Annotated in this window: 15 protein-coding genes; 7 read left to right on the top strand and 8 right to left on the bottom strand. The window is 49.9% G+C overall.

The genetic code is table 11. The annotated features are described in order from the left end of the window. Positions 1 to 110: 110 nt before the first annotated feature. The 3 genes from AC1XYH_RS19785 to AC1XYH_RS19775 all read right to left on the bottom strand — a co-directional run bounded on the left by AC1XYH_RS19785 (position 111) and on the right by AC1XYH_RS19775 (position 1,362). Positions 111 to 584, bottom strand: a complete 474-nt coding sequence (locus AC1XYH_RS19785) for a hypothetical protein (RefSeq protein WP_483326487.1) — start codon at positions 582 to 584, stop codon at positions 111 to 113. 174 nt (positions 585 to 758) lie between these two features. Next, positions 759 to 1,106, bottom strand: coding sequence for a hypothetical protein (locus tag AC1XYH_RS19780; protein ID WP_483326486.1), 348 nt, complete (start codon positions 1,104 to 1,106; stop codon positions 759 to 761). Between the two features lie 25 nt (positions 1,107 to 1,131). Next, complete coding sequence (locus AC1XYH_RS19775; protein WP_483326485.1) at positions 1,132 to 1,362, bottom strand: hypothetical protein; 231 nt, start codon at positions 1,360 to 1,362, stop codon at positions 1,132 to 1,134. 236 nt (positions 1,363 to 1,598) lie between these two features. Between AC1XYH_RS19775 and AC1XYH_RS19770 the strand changes: the two genes are divergently transcribed. Beyond that, positions 1,599 to 2,912: a Y-family DNA polymerase gene (locus AC1XYH_RS19770; RefSeq protein WP_483326484.1), complete on the top strand. Its 1,314-nt coding sequence runs from the start codon at positions 1,599 to 1,601 to the stop codon at positions 2,910 to 2,912. Positions 2,913 to 2,970: 58 nt separating this feature from the next. Here the strand turns inward: AC1XYH_RS19770 and AC1XYH_RS19765 are convergent, their stop codons facing one another. Then, complete coding sequence (locus tag AC1XYH_RS19765) at positions 2,971 to 4,260, bottom strand: type II toxin-antitoxin system HipA family toxin (protein ID WP_483326483.1); 1,290 nt, start codon at positions 4,258 to 4,260, stop codon at positions 2,971 to 2,973. Beyond that, positions 4,235 to 4,573, bottom strand: a complete 339-nt coding sequence (locus AC1XYH_RS19760) for a helix-turn-helix domain-containing protein (RefSeq protein ID WP_483326482.1) — start codon at positions 4,571 to 4,573, stop codon at positions 4,235 to 4,237. Before AC1XYH_RS19760 ends, AC1XYH_RS19765 begins: the two co-directional genes overlap by 26 nt. Before the next feature lie 193 nt (positions 4,574 to 4,766). On the opposite strand from AC1XYH_RS19760, the gene AC1XYH_RS19755 reads away from it, so the two are divergent. The 6 genes from AC1XYH_RS19755 (at position 4,767) to AC1XYH_RS19730 (ending at position 8,679) form a co-directional block, all read left to right on the top strand. Beyond that, entirely contained in the window at positions 4,767 to 4,979 is a 213-nt protein-coding gene (locus tag AC1XYH_RS19755) for a hypothetical protein (RefSeq protein ID WP_483326481.1), read from the top strand. Positions 4,980 to 5,024: 45 nt separating this feature from the next. Beyond that, positions 5,025 to 5,258, top strand: a complete 234-nt coding sequence (locus AC1XYH_RS19750; protein WP_483326480.1) for a hypothetical protein — start codon at positions 5,025 to 5,027, stop codon at positions 5,256 to 5,258. A 6-nt stretch (positions 5,259 to 5,264) separates the two neighbouring features. Continuing rightward, complete coding sequence (locus AC1XYH_RS19745; protein WP_483326479.1) at positions 5,265 to 7,220, top strand: hypothetical protein; 1,956 nt, start codon at positions 5,265 to 5,267, stop codon at positions 7,218 to 7,220. 163 nt (positions 7,221 to 7,383) lie between these two features. After that, positions 7,384 to 7,740 carry a hypothetical protein gene (locus AC1XYH_RS19740; RefSeq protein ID WP_483326478.1) on the top strand — a complete coding sequence of 119 codons (357 nt, stop codon included), beginning with the start codon at positions 7,384 to 7,386 and terminating at the stop codon, positions 7,738 to 7,740. 35 nt (positions 7,741 to 7,775) lie between these two features. Next, positions 7,776 to 8,363 carry a DUF6012 family protein gene (locus tag AC1XYH_RS19735; RefSeq protein ID WP_483326477.1) on the top strand — a complete coding sequence of 196 codons (588 nt, stop codon included), beginning with the start codon at positions 7,776 to 7,778 and terminating at the stop codon, positions 8,361 to 8,363. A gap of 55 nt (positions 8,364 to 8,418) precedes the next feature. Then, positions 8,419 to 8,679: a hypothetical protein gene (locus tag AC1XYH_RS19730; protein WP_483326476.1), complete on the top strand. Its 261-nt coding sequence runs from the start codon at positions 8,419 to 8,421 to the stop codon at positions 8,677 to 8,679. A 712-nt stretch (positions 8,680 to 9,391) separates the two neighbouring features. Here the strand turns inward: AC1XYH_RS19730 and AC1XYH_RS19725 are convergent. The 3 genes from AC1XYH_RS19725 to AC1XYH_RS19715 form a co-directional block, all read right to left on the bottom strand. Continuing rightward, complete coding sequence (locus tag AC1XYH_RS19725; RefSeq protein ID WP_483326475.1) at positions 9,392 to 9,880, bottom strand: hypothetical protein; 489 nt, start codon at positions 9,878 to 9,880, stop codon at positions 9,392 to 9,394. Between the two features lie 34 nt (positions 9,881 to 9,914). Further along, a complete protein-coding gene (locus tag AC1XYH_RS19720; RefSeq protein ID WP_483326474.1) occupies positions 9,915 to 10,313 on the bottom strand; it encodes a hypothetical protein in 399 nt (132 codons plus the stop codon). A 268-nt stretch (positions 10,314 to 10,581) separates the two neighbouring features. After that, complete coding sequence (locus AC1XYH_RS19715; RefSeq protein ID WP_483326473.1) at positions 10,582 to 11,076, bottom strand: hypothetical protein; 495 nt, start codon at positions 11,074 to 11,076, stop codon at positions 10,582 to 10,584. Between the last annotated feature and the right edge of the window lie 735 nt (positions 11,077 to 11,811).

Raw genomic sequence — 11,811 nt, 5'->3', positions numbered from 1 at the left:
TGCCAGGGCCGCTTGAAACTCGACATACCCGCGTCTTATCGTTTACGAAATAATTTACCTGCTGCATCGCTGGGCCTCCTATGTGCCGATTCGTGTATTGAATTCCTAGATCAGTCGGCGTTTTGCTCGGTGGCGGGGTCGCTCGGTCTGAAGACCTTAACATTGCCAGTATTTTTCACCGTCTCAGCTCCAGTTCCGTAGAGGGTGTCTCGACAGCGTGCCTTCTCAGATATGCAGGCGCTGTTGATCAGCCCTTTCGCTTCCCCATAGGTCAGGGGTCGATTTTGATTTGCGACCTGTTGGATGAATTCAAGGTGGGTATCGTCCAGGTATCCCGCTTCGATCATGGATACAAGCTTGCGCTCTTGGGATATATAGGCAGAACGAAGACTTTCTGCGAAATTTATCAGCAGTACCCCTCCTATAGGCAGGACCAGAAGAACTTCCGTACCACTACCAAAAGCAATAATGGAAATTACCCCTATCACTAGAAGAGTGATCGCTAGGAATGTGAAACGACGCAGCGCTTTCAGCTCTAGAGCTGTAGCCGGCGACTGATCGAGGCGAAACCGGTAGAACTTCATTTTGATTTACCCTGATTGGTAAAATTAGACAGCAGCCCATCAAGCTGGAACATAACAAAATCGCGACGTTCTTTCTTGGTGTGCATTAGTTGATTCCTTGAAGCCCCGGCTACCAGGGCAGTTTGATTAGATTGGTCGGGCTGATGGTCAGCGATGGCTTCCTACAACAACCCATTATTTAGAAAGCTCTAATTCGTTTTGCTGATCAGTCGCTATTCTCTCAAAGTGGAAGTCGTTATTACCACAAAGCTCAAAACCAGCTGCATTTCGTAAGAAACCGTCATAGCTGATGTATTTATCGCCATCACTTACTTCTAAATCACAATTTGCTAACTCGATGCCTGTATCGGTAAACAAACGGCCTTTAACCTTATAGCTTTTAAGATCACCGGTGCTTAGGGTTTCTAAAACGGTCAATAAATGATCGTCAAAGATGAACTCAAACGCCTTAACCGGCTTCCCATCGAGGTCTTTTACATCGTATTTGCTTTGGCTTGTGTGATTAACAATTATTTTTCGCATACGTTTTCCTTCGTAGTTGTACCTGTCACACCTGAGCTTCTTCCAGGGACTGCACGGCTTCATCTATTGAGTCCAGCGCTGTACCCATCTGCTCGGTGGCTTGCTCCATTGCCTGCCCACGGTCGCCTTGTTGAAGGCCCTCGGGCAGATTGTTGAAGCCTTCCTGTTCTTCTTCCTGCAACTGCTCGATGCGGTCTCGAAGCTCTAGCAGTTGCTCGGTAATTTCAGACAGCTGCTTGCGTCGGGCCTTGTTCATGGTTGGGCGGTTTCCTTGATTAGTTGGTATCTATTGGCATCATACTAGGTGCGTTTAATGCACCTGTCAACTTTGTAAAGACGCTTGCTTGATGCCCGCTTAGCGATAAAGCCCGCCAATCCCCAGTTGCAAGCTGTCGCTAGCGCGGTATGTCTCTGGGCAGCTGCCGGTGACCATCGGCAGAGGCCACAGAAACCTTACACCCGACCGATCAACCTTCACGTATAATACTGGTCATGCGTACAGTACACAGCCCACCACACTCCATTCCCCGCCCTCCCGCAAGTCAAATCGGGCTGATCGACTGCAATTCGTTTTATTGCGCAGTTGAGACCATGTTTAAGCCTTGGCTACGAGACAAGCCGGTGGTTGTGGCGAGCAACAATGATGGAGCCGTGGTGGCACGCAACCCAGCCGCTAAAGCCCTTGGTATCAAGATGGGCGCCCCTGTCTTTGAGATAATGCCAATGGTCACAAGAGGCGAGCTTTACTTGTTCTCTTCTAACTACGCTTTGTACCAGGCAATGTCAGATAGGGTCATGGCTATCATTGACGAAATGTCGCCAAAAAGTGCCGTTTATAGCATCGACGAGTCCTTCGTAGACCTAACCGGTATGGCCGATCCTTACGGTTGGTCGGTAGCTGCTCAGCAAGAGATTTATAGGCGTACCGGCATCGCTGTTGGCATAGGCATTGGTCCCAACAAGACATTAGCGAAAATGGCTAACTGGGCCGCAAAGCGCTGGATCAAGAAGACCGGGGGAGTCGTTGATTTATTAGACCCTGAGAAACAACGCAAGCTACTGCAGTACGCACCCGTGGATGAGGTGTGGGGTATTGGCGCCAAGCTAAGCAAGCGCTTGATCGAGGACCACAAGATTACAACGGCATGGATGCTGGCGCAGGCTGACCCAAAGCAGATCCGTAGACACTTCAATGTGAACGTCGAACGCACAGCCCGCGAACTTACCGGCGCCTCATGCCTACCCTTCTACGATGACGCCGGCAAAAAACAAATGATCGCCTGCACCCGGTCTTTTGGTAACAAGCTATATGACCTTTGCGAACTCGAATCGGTGGTTGCTACCTACGCTGCCAATGTGAGCGAGAAGGTACGCCGCCAACAAAGCCTTGTGACTTGCCTTCAAGTTTACGTCCGTACCAGCTGGTTTATATCTCCTGAAAATCGCTATGGACGCTCTGTGACGATGGAGCTGCCACACCCTAGCGCTGACACGCGCGTTATCACGGAAGTCGCTCAGCAGGGTCTGAGGGAGGTTTACCGCGAAGGATATGCTTACGCTAAAGCTGGTGTGGTGCTCACTCACCTAATAGACGCACACGGGCATACCCAAGACCTTTTCAATGAAGGTGACTCAGGCGCCAGCCAAAGAGTGATGAGCACGCTTGATCAGATCAACCGGAAGATGGGGCGCGGCAGCATTCGCTTTGCGCGGACGAACCCCGAGCCAGGCTGGGGCATGCGCCGGGAGTATTTATCTCCCGCGTACATGACAGACTGGTCTCAGTTGCTGAAGGTGCGGTGTTAAACGTCAAGGTATCTGCCGGTCATACCCGCTTAGGCTAACCGGCCCCCAAGGACCAGCATTAACGTGGTGCTGGTCCTGCACGTTTTGATGACCGACTCTCAGGCTCGCTTGACACTGGACCAGCATAGGCAACCAGCTTGTCATGCGCGATTTTGTGAAGCACGCCTGCTTCTAGCTTGCTGGCGCCAGCATCAACAAAGTACTGATTGGCGTTCTGAGTAACCCTAGTGACGTTATCAATGGCGTCTATAGCCTCATCCCTGCTCAGCCCGAAACGCTCATGCATAGACAGCGCATTTTCCAATGATGCCTCCCTACCATCCCTGCCAATGGATAACGCCATCTGAGTTATTTGCTTTGGGTGCGGTAGCACGTCGAACACGGGGGAGAGACGATACCGCTCACCCCCAACATGAAGAAAGCCATGATTGCGAAGGTGATCATCGGTATTACCAACAGCGACGTTCAAAACCATCCGCGTGAACAACTCCTTTCGATCAGCTGCAGGCGCCGCACTCACCTTCCCAATAACATCGGCTATCCGTATGTAGCTCATCACGCCTTCAGGGTCACCATCAATAGCCTTATTTGGATTCAGAAGCGCAAATGAACTGAGGTAATGGCGCTTAAAGCCCTCCTTGTCCCTATCAAAGCGCTCAATCATCAATACCGACCGACCCCCAACCATGTGCAGCTTATGTCTAGGCACAGTAAGCCCGCAGTCAGTGGCCATATTTAAGCTGGCCATCTCCGCAATTGGTTGGTTAAACGTATCGTCTGACCGGCTAAGCTTGCATATCCACTCACTGCCATCATCAGCAACAGTGAACTTTGGCCGCGCGCCCCCCATTGACGATCCATAAACCAAGGCCTTTTGGATGTGCTCAGGAAGAGCGGCAATTTCATCTACCCTGCCCTCTTGAATCAGCTGCTCGGCCTGGACCATCATTTCCGAGACCAAGGCAAAGTCAGGCGGTGCAAGCATGGTTGGCAGTTGGTGCCTCGATGCTGAGATGACCACAGAACCAACACCGGTCCCACGGGCGGATATAAGCCATTCGATTTGATTTGCTGGCACCTGCCTATGAGTCGCCATTAAAACGCGCTGGCCCCAGTTGTCAGCGCCAGCATCAAGCAAGCACCCCCAGCATTTTCGACTACTGAACTCTTGGTCACCTAAAGGCAAATTCAACGGGTCCAAAGAGTAAGCTTCGGGGTTGGTCTTCCACGACTGCGCATAGGCAAAGCGAAATCCAGAAGGGGATTCTGCCAACACGCCAGCAGCAACGTATTCACCCTTCAGCTGGGTAAACACATACGCTTTAGAAATTGGTGTCCAACCTGCCATTGTCATCTCCATTACCAGATTTACTTGCGCGAGAAACTTCTAAAGCGATTCCCTGCTTATCAGTGGCCGGGTCTGCAATAGCCTGCAAGGTGTCTTCCAGGTTCAGCGCGTGAAGCACTGCGGCGATTACGCCAATCGACACACCAGGGTCACCATTGACCAGTCGCTTGTAAGTTTGCGGGGTTATCCCTGCAGACTCGCACACAAGCTTGGCGGTCTTCTTCCGGCGCCGTCTGGCCACCTCAATATGCAAACCTACGGACTTGATGTCGTCCAATACTGAGTCAGATAGAAGGCTATGAGCTTTTTTCATGATATATCACGTTAATTTGATCTTAAGTGATGTTTTATCACTATTAGATTAATTTAGCTAGGCTTCTCTCAGTATATCCTTTGGTAGCAAAACCGGGTGTTTTGAAATCAAATTATTGGTCTGCTTTATCGTTGACAAGGTGCGTTTAACACACCTATTATGATGCATACACATCAGCACTTGAGGCCAAAACATGCAGCAAATTAGCGAAACCGAATTCAACGCAGTACTCAAGACAGCTGACAAAGAAAATGACGAGCGCGTGAGTGTTGGCTTGGAACCACAAGCTGTGACCACCAAAAACTATGGTGGCATGACCGGCGCTGGCTCTCTGGTTGAATACCACTTCGGCGGCTCCATGTTCGGCTTCATCCAAGATGGCGCTTACTACTCCAACGGCTTGTAAGTCTGTCGTTGCTGGCGCTTACAACACCCTGCTTAAGGTGACCTCATGAGCATCTACATTATTCCGCTGATTTTACTGCCAAGCATTGTTGTGGCGCCGGGTGAGTACTTAACCCGTAGCGGCGAGCGCGTCACTGTTCAGCAGTCGTCAACCAAGCATGACTTTGGATGCAATGGCTTATACGTGTCTTGCGGCACCTCTGAACGTTGGCATAAGTCAGGTCGGATACTGGCTACCAGTGAAACCATGAACGATATCGTCACGCGCGCAGAAGGATAATCAGCTATGACTGCGGATAACGAAAGCCAGGGCAAACCTACACAACCGTCCGTTATCTCAAGCGTCGAGGTAGAACGGTTTTATACTGGCTTTGAGACGGCCCAGCTCGGCCAATGGTACTGGCGTAACTACAGCGATGAGCCCGTGCTTATGTGTGTCAGGGAGATTGGTAGCAACTACGTCGAGCTATCAGAGCCAGAGCTGAAGGGTTGCCGTGTCAGCCGTGTTCACCGTGATGAATTCGATGTGAAGCTGACCCATGAGCCTGAAGCGGACGCTTACATAAAGTCGATGGTCGAGCTTTACCAACACGCACTGGCCGACAACATGGCAGAAATCCAGCGCCTGACTGAAGAGCTAGGCATTGCCCCACAGCTAAATCATCAAACGACAGGTGACAGCCAAGGAAGATCGCTTGCCTTGCTATCAGGCCAAGTCGATGTTGATGCCTTTAAGAACGCGCTGGTGCTGGCGCAGAAAGAAACCTTGCCGGCACTATTCAAGCGCAATGAAGAGCTGTCAGGCGAGCTTGCGCGATGGATGGGGGCTACAGGATTACCCCTGCAGGCCAAGCTAGGCCCAATGAAAGCCAGCGTTAGCAAAATTGAAGACCGCTTATTCAATATCCAGCTGTATACGGGCATTTTTGAAACTGTCGTGACCATCACAGACGGTCAGCCGGCAGCTCGTGATGAGAAGCTAAGGGTCATGCAACGTCGCTTGTACATGGACGAAGAGTGCCTTCTTGATTATGAGACGGGTGGAATGACCTTTAAGTCGATGGACGCATTTGATAGATGGCTAGCCAAACCTAATAACGTCAATCGCATATTGCCCTTCCCGCGCTGCATGGTGTCGATGAAGGTGCGCCGACATACCAAAGACCGGTCAGAAGATAACATCAGTGCTTTCGTTGCTTTCAGCATGGCTGAAGCTGACAGGCAAACCTATTTGATGGTCCGCAATGGCGAGCAGCTTTATCGCGTGAGCACCGAAATTGACTTTGGCGAGCAGATATTTCCCGAGCGAGCGGTGTTCGATCCCTCAGAACCCATGATGATGAAGCTTTGGGGGAGCGACCGAATTGAAACGATGATCACAAAGCGTGACTTTGATGACAGGGTTGCTAAAAGCGACATCAACCAAGCAAAAAGCAAACAGTGGGTACTCGATAATCCACAAGAGCAATGGGAAATAGCTAACCCTAATCAATCATGGTGGTATGCCAACCCCTACAAGGATTCACATTTTTCTATCCAATCTTGGCATCCCTGCGATGACAGCAGTGTTTACTACGATCTAGCGATGGCGAAGATTCAAACCGAAATTAAGGAATACAACCGTGTGGCTCTAGTGGTCCAAGGACTTTTCGACCGGACCCACACGCTAATACCGCACGCCCCGGTGAAGATGTGGAGCCCTGACTCGTTCAGCAAGTCAGTAGAGCTTATCTACGACAGCTCGATGGCCCTGCACTGGGGTGATTCCCCCGACATCAACGCATACGTTCAGAAGTGCAACGCCCAGGTAACCGAAGACTCGGTTATGTTCGGCCAAGAGGAAATGGGGGAAGTAAGAGAGGCTGACAGGGAGAACGTGAAAATGGACAACAATTATAAAATCCCCTACGAGCGCAAACATTACTACAAGAGGCTTAGGCCCTATGGCGACCCCGGCCCCGGTCGCATTGCCTTCATGGCCTCACTCACACCACGGAGCAAGGTGGCTACGTTCACTTGGTTGCGCGAGAAGAGTTACAGCTTCGACAGAATGGTGAAAGCTCAGATCAAAGTACCAATTAGCAGCTTGTTCAATGTCAGCGCGTACCAGCTGGGCGACTACATACGCTTCTTCACTGACCCGCGTACTCGCTCAGAATATCTGAGCTGGGCACCTATGCTACTGAGTGCCGAGGAATACCACCGTGGGACGCTTGAGGCCGAGAAACCTTTGGCCTCATAGCATTTAAAAGTTGGCAGCAATAGCAAGCAGGGCTAGCAAGCTTGATCGGTATTTAGGCAACAATGAAGTTGTCGTATCTCAGGTTAGGCAGTAAAACATAGAGACGACCAACCAAGGGCTTGCAACCACCAAACACGTTGCGAGCCCACCTACTGATCAGGGAATGATGATGCCGAATAAGGTGATGATCCTCGACAAAAGCTTTGCTTCGCAGATTGCTGCCAACGATTTCTTCTATGCCATCCGTGACAAGTACGCCGGTACGAATACCGATATCGTTGATTCAGCTGAGTTCGACCAACTACAAGACCTGTATACCAAGTACTGCAAGTTTACTGACTACCCAATGAAGGCTGAGCCTGTCTCGTTTTGCGTGCGAAACATACAGCGTGGCACCGGCGATAAGGGAGGCACGACTCAAGGTTTTGTCGTGAAATTCAGTGATGGTACAGAAAGTGAGTTTTCAATTCGCAAGGCCACAAGCGCCATTGCTGGCGCTCAGAAGAAAGGCCTTGAATGAAGCAAAGCTAGTAGCTCGACCTAAGAGGAAACGACATGCTGATCCACCTAACACCCCAGATTTATGCAAATCGTGCAACTGAGCCATGCGCTCTCATTGACCTTAAATGCCCTGAGTTAGGCTTAGACTTGAAAGGCGGTCAGGAGCTAACGGCTCGGCGCCCCTACCCCAACAAAGATTATCTCGTTGTCTGCAGGAATATTGGCACCAAAGCGATCAATGGCTTTTATGTGGAAACAAACAAGCCGGTACGTGATTTTACAGTCACAACGCGATGGGCTGTGGCAGCAAATCATATTGCTACCCACCAGGTGCGATATCTGGTCTTGGATGATGAGTTCGACACCATCACTCAGAAAATGGTGTTGTGGTACGCAACGCCCGAATACCCATCTCGGTTCCCGCTCAATCTTGATTACAAAACACCGGCGAGAAGCGAACCAAAAATGGAGATAGGGTCACGCCTAGACAGGGCGGGTGACATTACAGACGAGACCAACGAGCTGGGCTTGTTGATTAAGCGCTCTGAAGTATTCCGCCTGCCCTCCATACAACGTGAGCGGGTAATGAGCGCAATGTCTGGTAATGACCAGCGCATGCCCAGCTTAGGAGATGCCTTCTGAAAAGGGTCTCTGCCCATAGGGCTCATCCCACCTACCCCCACAAGGCGTTCGTACTGTGACTAAAACAATGCGCGGCCTTGAGTGGATTGGAGCAATTGCCGGCATTGCTGGCGCCATGATGATTGCGAGCAATACTGGGTTGTCACCCTATGGCTGGATTGGCTTTGCAATAAGCAGCTCAACCTTGGCTGTCTTCTCCTACAACCTCAAAGCTTGGGGCTTACTCTGCTTACAAATATGCTTCTGTGCCACCAATGCTGTTGGTCTCTGGCGATGGCTTATTGAGCCCGTCATTTCTGCTGGCGCCGGCGCCTAACATCCAACTCTGCTTGCTGGCGCTCTAAACCTCAGAGACCAGCACACGCAAGCACCAAGCACGATGCCAACAAGATCAGTTGATACTTGGCCCCACTGGATGTATCCCCTTGCTGGCGCTCCGTATACCGTAACTAGGGGCTGAATAATCAGCTCCCATCCCCAAGACATAGCCAAGCAAATTGCTAACGCTCTGATGCTAGGGGATCTGAAGGAGCGGGCTATGTGCGCAAGAAGTCCAACCAGCACCACAAGGGCGCTCACAGCCTCACCAGTAAGCGGAGTGACGAAACATGCGGCAGAGAGCACTAGGCATGCACTAAACAGCAGAGCTGCAACCTGAGCCCTGCTTGGTATCGGGCATTCAGCCTCAAGACGCTTTGCGCATAGGTAACTAACAAAATAGAAAGCGAAAAACGAGATACCGTGCAGCATCGCTCTTGTATCGGCCAGGTAGGTCAGCATGATCACACCATTCATGTTGAAAGGATCAATTAGATCAGCTGGTCACATGTGGCGCATCTCAACTAGGGGTAATTACTCATAGGGCTACGCGGGAAGAGAGGGCGAAGAGCAATAAGATATGGCGGTATTATTATACGATAGTGAGGGAGCGCAAAAAGGGTAGGACGGTCTATGAAATTTATATGCTTCCAGCTGGGCTGGGCACCAACGAACGTACGATAATCGCCAGTACATTTACCCCTACCTAGCTAGGCTTTGGCAACTAAGCGGCGTGCTATTGAGTACAAGGCGCTTCTCTCAGCAAGAGCATCAGATTCATGCTGGAACTCACGCCACTCCTTAAAGAGTTCTTCTATCTCTGGTGGTTGAGGTGTTGAAGCTGGCCAGATATTCCCTCGGGGTTTAACCACGGCATTTACCGTTCGGCCCTTGGAATACAGAAGCCCCCACTTAGCAGGCAATTCATTCGGGCTTATCAAGCCCTCAGGGCATAAATAAAAACGATAAACGCCAATTCCACCTGATGAGCGTTCAGGTTTTTTATGGTCGGCAAGAAAATCAGATCGGCTTACCTTAACCTCAATCATGGCAGAACAACTGCTACGAAAGCCTAAGACATCAGGACGCTCTCGATTGCCGAAACAGGTTAACTCGGTGGCAACCACACCAAAACCGTTCCTACGCAACCAAGATGCGCCCTGATTGGTTAAACGTTGGTGTTCTTCAGAAGTAGGCATAATCTCGCATGATCAAAGCAGTTACGACCAAGAATCAGTTTTTTGTACAAAACATGAAGCGTCGGTCTTGACCAATCTCACCTTGCCAATCATTCAAAGAATAACCTGCTGGGCAACCTTGGGTGTACATGTTGTAACCAAGACAGCCGTTTCCAGTTGTTCCCCAGTTTGACTGGAAGCCACACATCGCACCGGGGTCAACTGGCTCGTGACGAGACCAGAAACCAGCTTGGCAAGACAGTAATTTCCCCACTGAATTGAAACCTTTGGCACCAACTCCAGGGCAAGGCTGGGACTCGACAACCACGTTTGCTGTCAATACCGGGAGGTTATGATTCGTAATGTCAAAACCTTCAGCCATTGCCGATGACAAAAAGAATGCAGCCGCTCCTGAAAGGAATATTTTGCTCAGTAGGCGTGGTGATGTTGTCATCGAAGTACCCCGTAGATAAACCTGTGATGGTTCATAGAGTCGCCACATTATCACAGTACAATATTCTTATACAACAACAGGAACAGGAGCCCAGCTCAACGCCAACTCAGGTCTAAGAAAGGCTGTAGAGCGCCCACAGCAATGCCCCCGCATTAGCGGAAGCTGCACTAAGGGCAAAGGCGATTGGTAAGGCGGAATTACACAGAACTACGTGGGGAGAACAAGACGGGGGTTGGGTGAGGCAGAGCGCATTAGCGCTACCCTACCCTCAGACCACCAACTTATCGGATTCTGGATCAGAGCCCGCTATATCGCTGACATACCTGAATAACTGATGAAAATGTACTTGCTCATCAGCCAGAGCACTATCATTGACCACGATAGATCCCGCTTCACTAGCAAACCGGCCACGCACCACAAGCACCCAAGAGTCACGCTTAACGGTAAGGCCACCTACAAAAAGATCAGCTGGTAGCCATGAGGCAAAGACACGCTTAATCGCCAAACCATTACCGTGTCGAAGATCGAACCGTGATTCTAAAATACGACCAGGTAGGGCTAGACGAAATTGCGGCCAAGCATGGCTGAAATAGTCCTTGCTCGATTCACCGGCAGGCGCTGTTGCTGCTACCCTCACGAGCGAAATACCGAACGCATGATTATCTATCAGCGCAATCACACGAGATGGCTTTAGCTGAAAGTGTAACTTCGCGCAGAGGGCTTTCAAATTAGTAGATTTATTTGAAGCTTCGATAACACTCATCCGGTAAAGGCCTATTCAAGTTTCGAGTTCCACAATGGTAACTCAGAACATGCATGTCAATTTGGTTGCAGCTCAAAGATTTATATGGTTGTATATTGCTCAAATAGAGATGCTCTGTACATGTGAAGCATCCTTGCGGGCAAAAGATTCAGTAGCTTGGCAGCTACATATCCCGCCTTGCTGACGAAAGACCTGATAACAGGCGACCGTCAGCCACTTGCCGGCTCTACGGCAAACCCCTTGAAATTCAAGGCTTCACAACTATTTTTTTGCAGCGCATAGGCGCAGACAGAATCCCTTTGCCTTTTTTTAGGCTTAGCGGTTTACGGCTGCTCGTACCTTTTTTTTGCCCTTGCCAGCATTGATGTCTGATTAGCTTAGTTGTGTCGTTATTGAATCTATTTTAGGGCTGATCAATTTTTACTAATTTCGGAATCCGAAAATATAAATAGTTTAAATAGCTATTGCCATTTACGCAGTTTCGGAATCCGAAAATTGATTTTGTTACAACTGAGGTATTTCCAGAGTGGAAGTATCAATTAGTGCTTGATGGCACAAATAACGAATAAGGAATTGCGGGCAAAAAAAATCCCGGTGAAGTCGAGGTGTGTCTTGGCGGACGCTCAACTAACCGGGAGTACTTCTTGCGATCACTTGGCATGTGACCTTACGTGCAAAAGATTCAATGAAATACTCCCATTTTTCCGAAATGTGGTCAAGTCGCATTTTCGGATA

The organism is Pseudomonas sp. GW-45 (assembly GCF_056896675.1).
This window is presented reverse-complemented; position numbering and strand designations above follow the sequence as displayed.